Annotated in this window: 13 protein-coding genes; 6 read left to right on the top strand and 7 right to left on the bottom strand. The window is 73.0% G+C overall.

The genetic code is table 11. From position 1 onward, the window contains the following. Positions 1-69 precede the first annotated feature (69 nt). The 3 genes from ACSRUE_RS14125 (at position 70) to ACSRUE_RS14115 (ending at position 4,286) form a co-directional block, all read left to right on the top strand. A complete protein-coding gene (locus ACSRUE_RS14125; protein ID WP_441291439.1) occupies positions 70-1,629 on the top strand; it encodes a SulP family inorganic anion transporter in 1,560 nt (519 codons plus the stop codon). A 162-nt stretch (positions 1,630-1,791) separates the two neighbouring features. Beyond that, entirely contained in the window at positions 1,792-3,396 is a 1,605-nt protein-coding gene (locus ACSRUE_RS14120) for an FAD-binding oxidoreductase (protein ID WP_441291438.1), read from the top strand. Between the two features lie 320 nt (positions 3,397-3,716). After that, positions 3,717-4,286, top strand: a complete 570-nt coding sequence (locus tag ACSRUE_RS14115) for a PDZ domain-containing protein (protein ID WP_441291437.1) — start codon at positions 3,717-3,719, stop codon at positions 4,284-4,286. Positions 4,287-4,325: 39 nt separating this feature from the next. On the opposite strand, the gene ACSRUE_RS14110 is transcribed toward ACSRUE_RS14115, so the two are convergent. The 6 genes from ACSRUE_RS14110 to ACSRUE_RS14085 all read right to left on the bottom strand — a co-directional run bounded on the left by ACSRUE_RS14110 (position 4,326) and on the right by ACSRUE_RS14085 (position 12,662). Continuing rightward, entirely contained in the window at positions 4,326-5,225 is a 900-nt protein-coding gene (locus ACSRUE_RS14110) for an alpha/beta hydrolase (protein ID WP_441291436.1), read from the bottom strand. Between the two features lie 132 nt (positions 5,226-5,357). Further along, positions 5,358-6,323 (bottom strand): hypothetical protein, encoded by a 966-nt coding sequence (locus ACSRUE_RS14105; RefSeq protein WP_441291435.1) that lies wholly within the window; start codon positions 6,321-6,323, stop codon positions 5,358-5,360. Next, complete coding sequence (locus ACSRUE_RS14100; RefSeq protein WP_441291434.1) at positions 6,320-7,252, bottom strand: hypothetical protein; 933 nt, start codon at positions 7,250-7,252, stop codon at positions 6,320-6,322. Before ACSRUE_RS14100 ends, ACSRUE_RS14105 begins: the two co-directional genes overlap by 4 nt. 6 nt (positions 7,253-7,258) lie before the next feature. Beyond that, the gene (locus ACSRUE_RS14095; RefSeq protein ID WP_441291433.1) at positions 7,259-8,962 is read right to left on the bottom strand and encodes a protein kinase domain-containing protein; all 1,704 of its coding nucleotides are present in this window, start codon (positions 8,960-8,962) and stop codon (positions 7,259-7,261) included. Between the two features lie 359 nt (positions 8,963-9,321). Then, a complete protein-coding gene (locus ACSRUE_RS14090) occupies positions 9,322-11,820 on the bottom strand; it encodes a beta-glucosidase family protein (RefSeq protein WP_441291432.1) in 2,499 nt (832 codons plus the stop codon). Positions 11,821-12,098: 278 nt separating this feature from the next. Next, positions 12,099-12,662 (bottom strand): hypothetical protein, encoded by a 564-nt coding sequence (locus tag ACSRUE_RS14085; RefSeq protein ID WP_441291431.1) that lies wholly within the window; start codon positions 12,660-12,662, stop codon positions 12,099-12,101. 260 nt (positions 12,663-12,922) lie between these two features. Here ACSRUE_RS14085 and ACSRUE_RS14080 point away from each other — a divergent pair, with 260 nt between their 5' ends. Both ACSRUE_RS14080 and ACSRUE_RS14075 read left to right on the top strand, forming a co-directional pair. Further along, the gene (locus ACSRUE_RS14080; protein WP_441291430.1) at positions 12,923-13,210 is read left to right on the top strand and encodes a hypothetical protein; all 288 of its coding nucleotides are present in this window, start codon (positions 12,923-12,925) and stop codon (positions 13,208-13,210) included. Continuing rightward, the gene (locus tag ACSRUE_RS14075; RefSeq protein ID WP_441291429.1) at positions 13,207-13,815 is read left to right on the top strand and encodes a hypothetical protein; all 609 of its coding nucleotides are present in this window, start codon (positions 13,207-13,209) and stop codon (positions 13,813-13,815) included. Before ACSRUE_RS14080 ends, ACSRUE_RS14075 begins: the two co-directional genes overlap by 4 nt. Here ACSRUE_RS14075 and ACSRUE_RS14070 read toward each other — a convergent pair. Next, positions 13,804-14,412, bottom strand: coding sequence for an RNA ligase family protein (locus ACSRUE_RS14070; RefSeq protein ID WP_441291428.1), 609 nt, complete (start codon positions 14,410-14,412; stop codon positions 13,804-13,806). The two genes, ACSRUE_RS14075 and ACSRUE_RS14070, sit on opposite strands and share 12 nt — an antisense overlap. Positions 14,413-14,559: 147 nt before the next feature. Here ACSRUE_RS14070 and ACSRUE_RS14065 point away from each other — a divergent pair, with 147 nt between their 5' ends. Further along, positions 14,560-15,690, top strand: coding sequence for an AAA family ATPase (locus ACSRUE_RS14065; RefSeq protein ID WP_441291427.1), 1,131 nt, complete (start codon positions 14,560-14,562; stop codon positions 15,688-15,690). Positions 15,691-16,197 lie beyond the last annotated feature (507 nt).

Here is a 16,197-nt window from a genome sequence, read left to right as displayed (position 1 = left end):
GAGAGGGCCCGTCCGATGCAGCTTCCGAATCCCATCCATGCAGGCGCCGGGGTGAATCCCGCCGGCGCCGTGACGCTTAGCTCCGAGAGCCCGGGTGCGAGCCCGGAGTCGCCGCCCGCGGAGGGCGCGCCGCCGCTCGACCCGCGCCTCACCGCGAACCTCAAGTACGACATCCCCGCCGGCCTCGTCGTCTTCCTCGTCGCCCTGCCGCTCTGCCTGGGCATCGCGCTCGCGTCGGGGGCCCCGCTCCTCTCCGGCATCGTGGCCGGCATCGTGGGCGGGCTCGTCATCCCGCTCGTGAGCCGCTCTCAGCTCAGCGTGAGCGGCCCGGCGGCGGGGCTCGCCGCCATCGTGCTGGCGGGCATCGCCAGCCTGCAGAGCTTCCAGGCCTTCGCGATGGCGGTGGTGATCGGCGGCGTCCTTCAGCTCGGGCTCGGCGTGCTGAGGGCCGGCGCCATCAGCCATTTCTTCCCCTCCTCGGTCATCAAGGGGATGCTCGCGGCCATCGGCGTCCTGCTCATCCTGAAGCAGGTCCCCCACGCGGTCGGCTTCGACAAGGACAACTTCGCCTCCGAGTCGTTCAAGGCCGACGGCGGCAACACCTTCACGATCATCGGCCAGGCGGCGCAGGCCATCGAGTGGGGCGCGTTCCTCATCAGCGCCGTCTGCCTCGCCATCCTGGTCGGGTGGGAGAAATCGCGCTTCGCGAAGATCTCCTGGCTCCCCGCGCCCCTCATCGCCGTGCTCGTCGCGACGCTCGGCAACGAGCTGTTCAAGGCGGCGATCCCGTCGCTCGCCCTCGAGCAGAGGCACCTCGTGACGCTGCCCACGGGCGACCTGGTCAGCGCGCTCCAGTTCCCCGACTGGTCGGCGATCCTGCGGCCCGAGGTGTGGGTGCTGGGCGTGACGCTCGCGATCGTGGCCAGCCTCGAGACGCTGCTCAACCTGGAGGCCGTGGATCGGATCGATCCGTGGCACCGCAAGTCGCCGCCGAACCGGGAGCTCGTCGCGCAGGGCCTCGCCAACGTGCTCTCCGGGTTCGCCGGCGGTCTCCCTGTCACGTCGGTCATCGTCCGCAGCAGCGCCAATACGAACGCCGGCGCGCGGACGCGGGTCTCCGCCTTCGCGCACGGCGCGCTCCTGCTGCTCGCGGTGGTCTTCGCGGCGGGGCTGCTCTCGCGCATCCCGCTCGCGTGCCTCGCGACGATCCTGCTCGTGACCGGCTACAAGCTGGCGAAGCCCAAGATCTTCGCCGAGATGCGCCAGCTCGGCTGGAACCACTTCATCCCGTTCGTGGTGACGATCGTGGCCATCGTGCTGACCGATCTCCTGAAGGGCATCGCCATCGGCCTCGCGGTCGGCGTCCTCTTCGTGCTGAGGACCCAGATGTCCCGCGTCTTCGACGTGATCCACGAGGGGGCTCGCGTGACCATCCGGTTCAACAAGGCGGCCTACTTCTTCACCCAGGGCAACCTCGTCACGCTGCTCGAGCGGCTGCCGAGCGACACGCACGTGGTCGTGGACGCCCAGGGGGTGTCGTACATCGACCACGACGTCGCGGAGCTGATCCGGCGCTTCCAGCAGTCCGCGCACCGGCGAAATATCCACGTGGAGCTGCGCGGCTTCTAGAGCGACGCGTTTCGCGGTCGAGGCAGCGCACAGCCGCCGCGCGACGATGGCGGCTAATTTGGCCCGCCAAGCCACCTGGAGCGAAGCTGGTGGGATGCGCGCTGCTCTCGATCGGGCTGGGACGACGGGCGGGGTTCAACTCCACCGGTCGCCGGGTTGAACGTGGTCGCTCGATTCATCGGCAGGGCGCCCTCGAGCTCCCCTCGCGAAGAGGAAGGCGGGGGCGCCGGGCTCGCGTACGCGGGGGGGGCGCCGCTCGCGCCACGGCTCGACGAGATCCGACGGAGACCGCTCTTCTCGCTCCAGGGGTACAGCGGGCTGCACCGATCGTGCGGAGACGTGTACTTCCCGGCGTCGGTCGAGGAGCTGAGGGTGCTGTTCCGCATGGCGAAGCGGACAGGGCGCAGGATCACGTTCCGCGCCGGAGGCCAGTCGTTCGACAGCCAGGCGCTGAACGACGACATCGTGATCTCGATGCACCACTTTCGATCCATCGAGATCGACACGCAGGGAGCGCGGATGACCGTGGGCGCCGGCGCGACCTGGGGAGCCATCGCCCGCGCGCTCGCCGCCCGCGGCTTCGTGCCCTACACGGTCGTCTCGACGAGCCACGCCACCGCGGGAGGCACGGTCTCGGGGGACTGTCTCTCGCGCTTCTCGGGCATCGCCAGCAAAGAGGGACACTACGTCGAGCGGCTCTCCCTCCTCTGCCTCGACGGACAGCTGCTCTCCCTCAGCCGCGATGAGGCGACGAGCGCGCTGTTCCACGCGGTGATCGGCGGGCTCGGCTACCTCGGCGCGGTGATCGATGTCACCTACCGCGTCGCGCGCGTCGCCCCGGCAGGGACGCCGATCCGGGTCGTCACCCAGGCGACGCGCTGCGCCTCGCTCGAGGAGCTCGCGACGGCGCTCCTGCCGCGCGCGGAGCAGCTCCCGCACGCCGAGGGAGGCACCGCAGACGAGGACGGGTGGATCCCGGAGGCGCTCTTCTCCATCGCCTTCCACACCCTGGAGGGGAGCAGGAGCATGGTCCTCCGGTCGCGGTACGTCCCGGGGACCTCGCACGAGCTCCGCCCGCTGCTGATCCATCGCCCCCGGCACGTTCTCCGCGTCCCGATCGAGTGGCTGATGCGCGCCTCCGTGGTGAGCCGGGGCCTCTGGACGCTCATCGACCGCTTCTTCTTCGATGTCTCACGCCCGTACGTCGATGAGCTCATGGGCTACCTGTTCTTCATGGACGGCAACGTCCGCGCGAAGCGCATCGCGCAGACCCTCGGGATGCCCATGCTCACGGTGCAGCAAGCGTTCATGATCCCCTACGACCCGGGCGCCCAGGAGGACAGCCTGCGCCGGCTCGTCGATTTCCTGGGCAAGGTGGATGAGATCGCGACCCGAGACGGCATACCGCCGCTCCTGCTCGACGTGCTCCACATCCAGGGCGACCAGTTCCTCCTCTCGGCGAACCACGGGACCGACGGGTTCGCCGTGACGCTCGCGTTCGAGGCCTCGGAGGAGGAGAGCGCCCACCGGATCGGCCTCCGCCTCAGCGAGCTCAGCGCGCGCGCGCTCGAGCTCGGCGGCCGCGTCTACCTGGTGAAGAACGTCCACGCGACAGCGGAGCACCTCCAGGCGATGTACGCGCACGCGCTCCCGGAGTTCGTCCGCCTGAAGCGGCTCGTCGATCCCGACGGGCTCCTGCGCAACGAGTTCCTCGAGCGGGTGTTCCCCGCGCACTTCGGCGCGGCGCCACGGCCCGCCAGCCCGTGAGCACGGCGCGCCGGGGGACGGACACCCTCCCTGCTTTCCGGTGATTTCAAGGCCCGAGGACGCCGCTCGGGCTCGCGAGAGACGGAATTGCGAGGGCGCAGCGAGAGAGAGAGAAGAACGCTCTCCGCGCCCGCCTCGCCCGGGTCTGCGCGGCGCGCCGAACAACGGCCCGGACAGCGGCAGGGAATCGGTGGTTGGGATCTTGCACCTCCCGACGTGAGCGACGTGAGCGACGTGAGCGACGTGAGTGACGCGAGCGACGCGAGCACGCGTGAGGATGCGTGAGGACGCGCGGCGAACGCGCGGAGGACGCCGGGGCCATGCATGGCAGTCAACAGCGGGATCAGCCCCTCCGTGCGCGCGGCGCGTACGGGTGGGCTCGACGCCTCTCAGGGGTGCTCACCCCGCTCGTCCCGCTGGCGGTCGGCGCGTGCCGCGGCGACTGCCCGCGCGTCGAGGCCTCGCAGCAGCGCGCCGAGGACACGCAGCAACACGCCGGCGCGCCGGCGAGCCCGGCGGCGACCGCAAGGCCAGAGAAGCGCGACGACCGGTCGAGCCGCGCGCCGACAGCCACCTCCGTCCCGGCGCCCTGGCTGCTCACCATCCAGCCGACCACCGGGGAGGGCGCGAGGATCGCGAGCATGGATATCCGCAGCTTCACGTCCCCGCTCCTGGAGCCGGGCGACGTCATCCTCGCGGTCGACGGGCGGCCGGTCCACTCGCTGGCAGGCCTCGAGGACGACCTGCGCGCCCGCGTGCCCGGCGACATGGTGGTGCTCACCGTGCTCCGCAACGAGACCACGATCGACTACGCGATGCTCCAGGTGCCGGCCGGCGACGCTCCGGCGCCCCCGTCGGCCACGGCGACCAGGTCGAGAGGCGGCGGCTGACCGCCTCGCGCTCGAGGAAATCGGGGGAGAGCGCGGTCGTCAGCGCGTCCGCGCTCCTCGCCCTCTGCCGGGCGCCTTGTCGCCGCCTCGCCTGCCGGTCAGGAACGCGAACGCCTCGTCGACCTGCTCGTCGGTCATCGCGTGCCCGGCGCGCGGCTTGCCGAGCGACCTCGATGGCCACTTCAGCCTGCGGAGCATCTTCGCGAGCGCCACCTGGTCCTTGTGCGCCGGGTCCTTCCCGCCCCAGCCGACGAAGACCGGCGCGCGCAGCTTCGTCTGCGCGCCCGCCCGCTGCAGGTAGCGCGCGCCCGATCCGCCCGCGAACGCCGCGTAGCCGTCGACCGGCAGCCGCCCGCGCATCGCCAGCGACGTCGCGTAGTACGCCCCGTTCGAGAAGCCGAACACGAGCACCCGCTCGAAGCGCGCGCCCGCGCGCCGCTCGAGCTCCGCGCGCGCCGCGTCCCACTCGGCGAGCAGGGCGTCCTCGTGGGCCGTCTGCGCGGCGGAGGCGGTGGGCCAGCACCACCAGTCTTCCATGGTCTTCGGACCGATCCCGCGCCGGCCGCGCGGCATGATCACCGCGGCCCCGTGCCGGGCGCCGGCCCGCGCCGCGCCCCGCTGCTGCGCCCACTGCCACCCGGAATCGGGGTGGACGACGCCGTGCAGGAAGATCACGAGCACCCGGGGGCCAGGCGCCTCCCTGGCCGGCAGGAAGGCGCACACCTCGCCGGGCAGCGACGCGAGCTCCGGCGCACACCAGCGGGCCGCCGCCGGGTCCTGCGGGGACGCGGGCGCGCTCGCCATGGGCGCTGCCGCAGGAGGAGCGCTCGCCGTGGGCGCGGCCGCAGGGGGCGAGCTGGTCCCGTCGCCTTTGGCCGAGGCGGGTGCGCCCGCGGCCAGGAGCGCGGCCAGGGACAGCACCGTCACGAGCGAGCGCATGGGCGCGCAGTACCATGTCCGCGCTTCCGCCGGGAATACCCCTCGCCGCCTCTCTTTTCCGTCTTTCTTTGCCCCGCGTCCTGGCGTCGGGCGCTCGCCGCCGGCGGTGGGTTCGGCGCGGGCCGCGCGGCGTCAGAGCCGCACCTCGATGCCCGCGCCGGACGCGCTCAGCCACGGCGTCACGGAGCCCGCCTTGGTCGTGCTCGGCGCGGGCTCCTTCAGCAGCAGGTAGAGCCCGACGCCCACGGTCGCGACGCCGGCCACGCCGAGGACGTCGCCGGCGATCCCCTTGGCCCGCGCGGCGCCCGCGTCCGCGCCCGTGCTCGAGCGCGCGTCGCCTGCCTGTTTCAGGCCCGAGAGCCCGAGGATGGCTCCGCCGGCGAAGAGCGCGCCGCCCGCGCCCAGGACGACGAGCGGGAGCGTCCGGCGAGAGGATGCATCGACAGCGCCTGCCACGGGAGGCAGAGCGCCCCCGGCAGCCGAGGCTCGCCTCGTCTCGGTCGTGGCTCGCGCCAGGGCGATCGGGACCTCGACCGAGCTGCCCGCGCCGACGCTGAACCGGGCGACCGCAGCGCGGAACCCCGGAGCGCTCGCCGCGATCTCGTGAGCGCCCGGGTCCAGCTCGATGACCTGACCAGGGACCGCGCTCAGCGGCCTCCCGTCCATGGTCAGCGCCAGCCCGCCGATCTCGGCGGGCCTGACGGCGATCGTCGCCCGGCCGATGCGCCCTTCGAGCGCTGCGACCGCCTCGCGCGCCGGCCCGACGTAGGGAGAGGTCGCCGGCGTCGGCGGCTCGGCCAGGAACGCGCGAAAGCTGGCGAGCGCCGCGACGAGGTGCCCGGTCTCCTTCTGCGCGACGCCGAGGCTGTAGCGCGTGAGGGGAGCCGCCTTGATCTGGAACGATCGGGCGTAGAGCGCGCGCGCCTCCTCCCAGCGCCCCTGCTTGGCCAGCTTGGCCCCCTGGACGAACAGCACGCGCGCGGACTCCACATCGCCCGCGCCCTGCGCCGACGCGGGGAGCGGGACCTCGGCCATGAGCAAGGCCGCGGCGAGCGCGACGCCGAGGCGCGCGGAGCGCGGTGCGGGGCGCGCGCTCATGAGCACTCTCCTCGCCGGCACTTCGTACCGGCGGGGCATCGATTGCCACAGGTGCCGCAATGAGCGTCGTTGTTCCACAGGTTGGTCTCGCAATGTTGCGCCACGTCCCCGTCACAATCGGCGTAATGGCCATGGCAGGTCGTCTCGGTGTCTGCGTCGCTGCTCGCTGCAGCGCCGCCCGCGCCGCCCGCGCCGCTCCAGCCGCTCGCGCCCTCGCCTCCCGCGCCGCTGCCGCCAGCGCCGCCTCCGCTGCCCTCGCCGCCCGCGCCGCTGCCGCCAGCGCCGCCTCCGCTGCCCTCGCCTGCACTGCTGCTCGCGCCAGGGCCGCTACCGCCGCTAGCGCCAGCGGCGCTCCCGTCGCTCGCACCAGCGCCGCTTCCGCTGCCCTCGCCTGCACTGCTGCTCGCGCCAGGGCCGCTCCCATGGCTCGGACCAGCGCCGCTCCCGCTGCTCGCTCCTGCGCCGCTTCCGCTGCTCGGACCAGCGCCGCTCCCGCTGCTCGCTCCTGCGCCGCTCCCGCTGCTCGCTCCTGCGCCGCTTCCGCTGCTCGCTCCAGCGCCGCTCCCGCTGCTCGCTCCAGCGCCGCTCCCGCTGCTCGCTCCAGCGCCGCTCCCGCTGCTCGCTCCAGCGCCGCTCCCGCTGCTCGCGCTCCCGCTGCTTGTCGCGCTCTCGTCGCCACCGCTGCCCACGGTGGTCCTGCTCGTGCTCGCGCCGCTGCTCCCGATGAGGTCGCCCCCGCCACGCCCGCCGCCAACCTGGTCGTCGAGCCCTCCAGCGCCCTCTGTTTCGTCGGCCTTGTCGGACAGCTCCTCGCTGATCAGAGCGGAGCAGCCTCCCGGCCCGAGCGCCGCCGCAGCGAGCGTGACCAGGAGGAGCAGCAGATCGCCAGAACCACGAAGGGAACGGTGCTTCACCCCGGGAGTGCGCATGACACCTCAGAAGTCGGGCGCCGCCGGCAGCGGCATGGACGTGGAAACAGGCCGTGGACGCGGCGACGCAGCTCGCTGAGCGCGCGGCTCGACCCGCTGAGCGCGCGGCTCGGCCACCGGAGCGCGCGGCTCCGCGGGCGCCGGCAAGAGCTCATCCCATGGATCGCCCGGCTCCTCCCGCGGATCGCTCGGCTCGTCCCGCTCGGCAGGCGCGCTGTCCGCCGCCGCACCCCTCACGGCCGCCTCGGAAGCAGCCGCGCGCCGCGCGCCGGCATCCGGGGGCGCGACGCCGATGGAGGACGCAGCCGACGCCGTCCTCCGCAGCGCTTCCGACGCGCCCAGGGCGACGGCAGGAGCAGCCGCCACGACCGCCGGCCGAGCGGTGCCCGCGCTCGCGCTCCCACCCCGCGCGCCCAGCCCCAGGACGACCACCAGAGGCGCGGCGAAGGCGAGGACCCCGACCACGAGCGCCTTCTGGAGCCACGGCGAGGCCGTGAGCCCGAGCCGAGCTCCGCGCCACGCCTCGGGCATCTTGATGGTGCCGCCCCGGCGCGCGACGGGCGTGGCCGCCGGTGCCCGCAGCGCGCCCGGCGCCTCCCGCGCGCCGGCCGGGCGCTGCGCCGCCACCTCCGCCCCGGAGGCCGCGCCCGCAGGCGCGGCGCTCGGAGCCGCCGCCTCCTCCGCCGCGAGCGGCGGCTCGGCCCCTCGCGCGAGCCACTGGTGAGCGAGCGACGTGCCCGCCACATCCGCCGTCACCCCGCGCTCGACCGCCCAGGCGGCCAGGGCGCGGCCGAGCGCGCGCATGCTGGGCCATCGATCGGCCGGCGACTTGGCCAGCCCGCGCCGGAGGATCGCCCACAGCGCCTCGTCGCCGGCGCCGAGCTCCGTCGTCGGCACCGGCTCCTTGCTGAAGATCGCCACGATCACCGCGCTCAGCGTCTCCCCGCTGAACGGCCGCCGCCCGGTGATCATCTCGTACATCACCACGCTGAACGCCCAGACGTCGGTCTGCTCCCCGACGTCCAGCTGGCCGTCGGCCTGCTCCGGCGACATGTACTCCGGGCTGCCGACGATCGTCCCTCGCTGCGTGATCGCAGGGCTCGGCGCGTTGGCGAGCTTGGCGATGCCGAAGTCGACGACCTTCGGGACGTGGCCGCCCGCGCCGTCGGGCACGATGAGGATGTTGGCAGGCTTGATGTCGCGATGGACGATGCGCTGCGCGTGGGCCGTCGCGAGCGCACACGCGACCGGCAAGAGCACCTGGACCGCCTGCTCCGCCGGCACCCGGCCCCTCGCCTCCAGCCAGCTCGAGAGCGGCGTGCCCTCGAGCAGCTCCATCACCAGGAACGGCTCGCCCGCGTCGGTCTCGCCGAAATCGAACACGCGCACGATCGCCGGATGGCCGAGCTTCGCCGTCGCGCGCGCCTCCCGGAGCAACCGCTCGGCGGCGTGGGCGTCGAGCTGCTCCTCGTGGAGCACCTTGATCGCCACGTCGACGTCGAGCCAAAGGCTGCGCGCACGCCACACCGTGCCCATGCCCCCTGCGCCCAGCCGGCCCACGATCTGGTACTTGCCCGCGAGGACCTCGCCCACGGCGCGCTCCCTCTGCGATCCACGGACGCTCGACGAGACGCCGCCCGTGCTCTCATCGCCTCTCCTGGCGAGCGCGAGCCATCCGCTCTGGCCGGGGACATGGTGCTCGTCCATCATGGGTCGCCCTCCTGGAAAGCAAGCGGCGAACCAGGAGCCGTCTCCTCACCTCCGCCGGCGCCTGCGCGAACCCCCAGCCCACGCCCTGCCGCGCGCGCAGCGTCCGGCGAGCTCGACGCTCGCTCGCGCGCCCTCGGGACGAGACGACAAGACGAGCACGGATTCCCCTTTCCGGCGGGGAATCGGCCGCGCGCACCGGTCACGCTGAGGCAATTTGCACCAAGGCATTGCGCGGAGGCGCGAGGCGCCCGCCATGATCCTCGGCAAAGCCTCGCTCCCGGCTTCATCGATTCGATCCGTGGATGGTCGGATCGATCTTAGCGAGCGCGCGCAGCGCCCAGGGCTGCGCAGCTGCGCTCTCAATCGCGCAGGCGCACCGCGGTCCGTCTCGTCAGGACGGCGGCCGAATGGCCCGCATGCAGCGTGTACACGCCGGGCTCCACCTGCCATCGGCCCGCCGCCCAGTGCGCGAAGGCCCGCGGCTCGACGGTGACGGCGACGTCGACCGTCTGATCGGGCTCGGCCTCGACGGACGCGAAGCCGGCCAGCCAGAGCGCGGGGCGCTCGACCTCGGAGTCCGGCCGCGACAGGTAGAGCTGGACCACGTGGCGCCCGCGGCGCGCCCCGACGTTGCGCACGCGCACCCGCGCCTCGACCGCCGCGCCGGCGGCGGCGCTCGGCGCTTCCACGTCGAGGATCTCCCACCGCGTGTAGCCCAGACCGTGCCCGAACGGGTAGGCCGGGGTGACGCCGGCGCGCGCCCAGGCTCGGTACCCGATGTGCAGGCCCTCGGCATAGACCAGCTTGCCGTTCTCGGGCTTCGTCGAGAGCACGGGCACGTCCTCCGCGCGCGCGGGCCAGGTCGTGGGCAGGCGGCCGCCGGGCTCCACGGCGCCGAGCAGCACGTCGGCGACGGCGGCGCCGAACTCCTGGCCCGGGAACCACGTGAGCAGCACCGCGGCCACCTCGTCGCGCCAGGGCATGGTCACCGGCCCGCCGGAGTTCACCAGCACGATCGTCCGGGGGCTCGCGGCCGCGACGGCGCTGATCAGCTCGTCCTGGCGGCCGGGGAGCCCGAGCGTGGTCCGGTCGAAGCCCTCGCTCTCGATCGCCTCGGTGGTGCCGACGACCACGATCGCGACGTCGGCGGAGCGCGCGAGCTCCACGGCGCGCGCCAGCTCCTCCTCGTCGGACGGCGCCGGGACCTCGGCGCCCAGGGAGAACGCCACCGCGAGCGTGCCCACGGGGACGGTGTGCGTCAGGGCGAGATCGATCTCCTGGCCGGCGGCCAGGGACAGCTCGGCCGCCCGCTGCGGCGGGGCGAGCAGGGCCGCGGCCATGTCGTCCTTGTCCGGCAAGATCGCCTCGTCGAAGAGGACCTGCCCGCCGGCGGCGAGGCGGTAGACGCCCACGCCGGCCACGCCGATCCGGTAGAGCCCGGCCCCGGCGGCGCGGAACCGCGCCGTCACCTCGATCGTCGCGGCCTCGTTCGCGCGCCGATCCCCGATGAACGTGAGGCGCCCGACGTCGCGGTGCTCCTCGTGCAGGACGCCGCCCTCCGCGTCGAGGAGCCGCACGTGGACGCCGTGCTGGCCGCTCACGGGGTCGACGACCTGGTCCCCGGCCACCGGCACGAGCCCTTCGTGGATGCGGGTGCCGACGGCGTGGAGCACCTCGGCGCGCCGGCCGAGCGCGGCGCGCAGCCCGTCCAGCGGCGAGACCGCGTAGTGCGGGTGGACGCTGGCGCTGCCGCCGCCCTGGATCCGCCCCGCCGCGGCGCTCGGGCCGATCACGGCGACGCGCCGCAGGCTGGCCGCGTCGAGCGGGAGCGCGTCGCCCTGGTTGCGCACGAGCACCATGCCGGCCGCGGCGGCCTCGCGGGCGAGCGTCCCGGCCTCGGCGCCGGAGAGCGGGGCCGGGGCGGGCGCGGCCGGCGCGACGCCCTCGAGGGCGCCGACCCGGGCGGCGAGGCGCAGCAGGCGGCGGACCTTGTCGTCGATGGCCTTCTCGGGCACCGCGCCGCGCCGGACGGCGGCGACGAGCGCCGCGCCCCACGTCCCTCCCGGGCCCGGCATGGCGAGGTCCAGCGCCGCGCGCGCCGCGGCCTCGGTGGAGCGGGTCGCGGTCCAGTCGGAGACCACGACGCCGTCGAAGCCCCACTCGTCCTCGAGCGGCGACGCGAGCAGCGCGCTCTCCGTCAGGGTCACCCCGTTGACGGCGTTGTACGAGGCCATCACGAGCCACGCGCCCGCGCCGGTGATCATCCGCTCGAAGGGCGCGAGGTAGAGCTCGCGCAGCGTGCGCTCGTCGACCCGGACGTCGACCGTGAACCGCTCGGTCTCCGAGTCGTTGGCGACGTAGTGCTTGGGCGTGGCGCCGACGCCGTGGGCCTGCAGCCCTCGGACGTAGGCGGCGCCGATCCGGCCGGTCAGCAGGGGATCTTCCGAGAAGCACTCGAAGTGCCTGCCGCCGAGCGGGCTGCGGTGCAGGTTGACGGTCGGCCCCAGGACGACGTCGACGCCCTTGCGCCGCGCCTCCGACGCCAGCGCGGCGCCGACGCGCTCCAGCAAGGCCTCGTCCCACGTGGCCGCGAGGGCGGTGGAGGAAGGGAGGCACACCGAGGGGTCGCGCTCGTCCCAGCGCTCGCCGCGCACGCCGACCGGGCCATCCGAGACGACCATGCGGCGCAGGCCGATCGCGGGCTCGGGGTGCGTGCTCCAGAAGTCGGCGCCCGTGAGCAGGCGGACCTTCTGCTCGAGCGACAGCGCGGCGAGGGCGTCCGCCACCCGCCGTTCGACGGCCTCGGGCAGGTGATCGGTCTTCTGGGGGCGAGCGGAGCGCGAGTCGGCGGCGGCCATGAACCCTCCTGGAGGCGCGGAGGCGCCGCCGGCTGAGGCGGCGCCGAGCACGGTGCTACCACGGTCGAGGAAACACCGGGCTCACAGGAGCGTCACGGCCGCCGGTGAGCTCACGCTCCGCCGGGAGGGTGGAGAGGGCCACCTTCTGTGTTCGCGCCGCGGCGATCGGCTGCGGGTGCGCTCACGGGCAGGCGCAGACGCCGCCGTGATGCGAGCAGCACCCGCGCTTCACGTGGGTGCACGTCGGCGAGAGCGCGCCATCGCAGCAGCACACGCGGCTATCCCTGCGCGGGCGCGGGGACCGCCGCCTCGGGCGCCGTCGAGCGCTGGTAGCGGCGGATCGCCGATTCCCCGATCGCCCGGGAGACGGCCGTCGCGGCGAGCGCCCCCGTCGCCACGGCGAAGGCCGGGTTCAAGCTCACCGCGAGGACGGCCACCGGCGCGGCGACGCTGGCGGCACAAGCCGCCACCACGGCCGCGAGCTCCTTGACGCGCTCGGATTCGTCGATGTCCTTCCCGAAGAGCAGCGCTATCTCGAGGACCAGGTAAAGGTGCATCCTGGTAAGGATGGATGTGCCGGCGACGAACCCCACGCCTTCGTACACGATGCCGAACCCAGGGAGGATGGAGGGCACATGGACGACGCCGCCCGCGGCGAAAGAGATCGCCTTGGTCGATGCGATCAGCCGGCGCGCCTGCTGCTCCGGCGACTCGTCTGGATACATGCGCCGCACGCGGGCCACCACGGACTGGATACGAGATTTTCGAAGCCTCAGGATGAAGTAGAAAAAATCATCGGTGAACAGGCTTTGCTGACCCGCTTGCTGCTGCCCGACGGCCATGTGTACCCCACTTGCAGGAATGCCTCGCGCGGATTCTGCCCTGATCAAGAGATCATCGGCGAAACACCATGATTATACACGCTGGCGGCCAAGGCTGCCGCCGGAGCGGCCAGGCGCTGGCGAGGCAAGGCCGCGCAGCCGGCCGGGACGTCGCAGGCCACGGCCCGAACTCCGTACACGCCGCGCCAGCTGCCGTCCTCGACACGCGTGATGTCAATGGGGTCGTCGGAGCGACAGCCTCGCTCGTCCCCTTCGAGATCATGGACCTCGTCCGCCATGGATGGCGACTGACGCGCATCGTCATCCTGGTGCTCAACATCGTCATCGTGGCCTATCTGAGCCGGCGCGCTCGGCGCGCGCACCGGAGCTGCTCGGCAACCACAGGCGGCGACACGACACTCCCCCTGGTGCCGGCGAGCGGACGATCGAAGGTTGACCATCCCGCCAGCTCCACAAACCGCGCGGCGATGTCGAGCGCGCGCCGACCGTTGCGCGGGGATGGGAACGGCGCGATGCTGGCCGTCCCTCGATCGGGGCCGCTGCCATGAGCCTCTCCACCGTGCTCCGCGTCCTCGGCCGCAAAGACGGCGAGGTCCACAGCGTGTTCCGCGCCGGGTCGCGCGTGTACGGCACCGCGTCCGCGACGTCGGACGAGGATTTCGTCGCCGTCCTCGCGCGGCGCGACGCGCGGCAGGACCTCGCCTTCGCGCCGGGCGTCAACGTCGTCGTCCACGGCCTCGACACCTTCCGCGACGCCATCGCCGAGCACAGCGTCTTCGCGCTCGAGTGCCTGTTCCTGCCGCCCGAGCACCGGCTCAAGGAAGGAAGGCCGCCCTTCCCGTTCAAGCTCGACAGGAAGAAGCTCGCCGCGTCGGCCGCGAGCCGCTCCGCGTCCGACTTCAAGAAGGCCGGCGCCCGCTTCGACGACGAGCCGGAGGCCTCGAAGAAGAAGCTCTTCCACGCCCTCCGGGTGCCGCTCTTCGCCGTGCAGATCGCCGAGTCCGGCGTCCTCCACGATTACGGCGCCGCGACCCCGTACTGGCGCGAGATCGTCGCGGACGAGCGCCTCGACTGGGAGGAGTACCGCAAGGCCTACGGCCCGATCCGCGAGGGCCTCTGCGATCGGCTCGCGGCGCTGGCCTCACGGCGGTGACGCAGAGGCCGGCGCCGGCGCGAGCCGCTGGGGCCGGATCTCCTGGTGCATCCAGTGCTCGTCCGTCTGCACGTGCCCGCGCCGCACCCACTTGGCGAGCCGCCGCTGGAACGCCGCGTCCGGGAACTCGCCGGCGGCCCGCACCACCACGCCCTCGCGCGGGCCGCCGAACGCGGAGGGCTCGCGCGCGAGCGCGGTCGTCAGCGCCTCGAGCTCGCGCTCGCCCTCGACGGTGCCCCGGAACAGGACAGGCACCGTGGGGAGCCCCAGATCGTTCGCCTGGGCCACGACCATGTCCCACTCCCAGAAGAGGCCCCGCACGTCGTCCCGCACGCCGAAGACCAGCGAGTACCCCGGGAGCGCCTCGTACTCGATGGAGTGGATCGCATAGCAGTACTCGCAGAAGAGCGACATGCCCTCCGAGAGCAGGTGCGCGATGCTCGCGTGCGTGGCCTTCGCGAGGTCGAAGCTCGGGTGGGACGGGGGACCCGAGTGCGAGCGGGAGAAGACGCTCGCCCGCGTGTACGTGAGGTTGCTCCCGTCGCACTTCTCGGTGATGACGATCTCGACGCCCAGCAGCCCCGACACGTCTGCCATCCGCTTGTCGTCGGACGTCCCGCCAGGGGACCACGGCAGGTGGAACGAGCGAGGGTATTTGGCGGACATGGCGGCGACAGGGTAGCACCGGCGTCGCTTCGCGGACATGCTACGGCCCTCACGCGCGCTCGCCAGAGGTCCTCCGTCATGTCCTCCACCTCCTCGCTCCTCGATCTGCTCACCCCCGATCCCGCGCGTGTCCCCTGGAACGAGCTCCAGGTCTTCGACTGGGTCCGCGCGCTCGAGGCTTGCCCGCAGGACCCGATCCACCACGCCGAGGGCAACGTCTGGATCCACACCCGCATGGTGCTGGAGACGCTCCTCGGGCTGCCCGAGTGGCAGGGGCTGCCGGCCGAGGAGCAGCGCGTCGTGTACCTCGCGTGCCTCCTCCACGACGTGGCGAAGCCGGCGACCACCCGCGAGGAGGACGGGCGGATCACGGCGAAGGGCCACTCGCGCGCGGGGGAGCTCCTCGCGCGCCGCCTGCTCTGGGAGCTCGGCGCGCCGTTCGCGCTACGCGAGCATGTGTGCGCGCTCGTGCGCTACCACCAGATCCCGTTCTACCTGATCGAGCGCGACGACGCGCAGCGGGTGGCCGCCGAGATCAGCCTGCACGCGCGCTGCGATCTGCTCGCGCTCGTGGCCGAGGCCGACATCCGGGGGCGCGTGTGCGCGGACATGGCCCGCGTCGTCGACAACATCGAGCTCTTCCGCGAGTTCTGCCGCGAGGAGGGGTGTTACACGGCGCCGCGCTCGTTCGCCTCGGCTCACACGCGCTTCGTGTACTTCCGCTCCGAGCGGGGCAGCGGGCGGCACCCGGACGTGGAGGTGTACGACGACACGCGCGCCGAGGTCGTCATGATGAGCGGGCTGCCGGGCGCCGGGAAGGACACGTATGTTCGCGAGCACCTCGCCGACTGGCCGGTCGTCTCGCTGGACGCGCTGCGGAGCGAGCTGGAGATCGATCCGACCGACGCGCAGGGGCAGGTGGTGCAGGCGGCGCGCGAGCGGGCGAAAGAGCACCTGCGGCGCGGGGAGCGGTTCGTGTGGAACGCGACGAACCTGTCGCGGCAGCGGCGTGGGCCCGTGCTGCAGATGGCGGCCGACTACGGGGCGAGGATCCGCGTCGTTTACGTGGAGGTGCCTGCGTCGACGCTGTTCGCACAGAACCGGGCGCGGGAGGCGGCGGTGCCGGAGGCGGTGATCCGGCGGATGAGCGAGCGGTGGGAGATCCCGGCGAGGACGGAGGCGCACGAGGTGGTGATGGCGGTGCGGTAGCGGCGGGCTCCGAGCTGACCGGCCCCCGGCGAGGGTGCTCTCGGCGCGGGGTGGGGGCCCCGCCGAACTCGGCCGAGGTGTTGGTCATCCAGCTTCGCCGGATGACCAACACCTCGGCCTCAAACATCGGCCCATCCCCCACCCCGCGCCGAGAGCACCCTCGCCGGGGGCCTACCGCGATGCGTGTGAACACGCCGTGATGGCGGGCGTTCAGCTCGGAAGAGGCGCACCTGCGCACATCTACGGCATCGAGGAGAGATATCGTGCGCGGGGTCGGCGAGGGCTCAAGGCTCGTCGCAGAAGTGACTCAACGTCCACTCGCTGCCACACGGGTAGTGGATCAGCTTGAGACCGACCAACCGTTCGCTGGACACCACGTACGTGACAGGCGTGCGCCTTACGGCCGTCTTCTGAGGAGGCACGTTCGAGCTGAAGAGCAATCCTCGGTAAACGACCCGCAGATCCGACTGTACCCGACCGTGGTACTTCACCATGGAGACGATGTAT

Source organism: Sorangium sp. KYC3313 (genome assembly GCF_052075895.1).
GTDB lineage: Bacteria > Myxococcota_A > Polyangia > Polyangiales > Polyangiaceae > Sorangium > Sorangium cellulosum_B.
The sequence above is the reverse complement of the archived record's forward strand: the minus strand, read 5'-3'. Positions and strand labels throughout refer to the sequence as shown.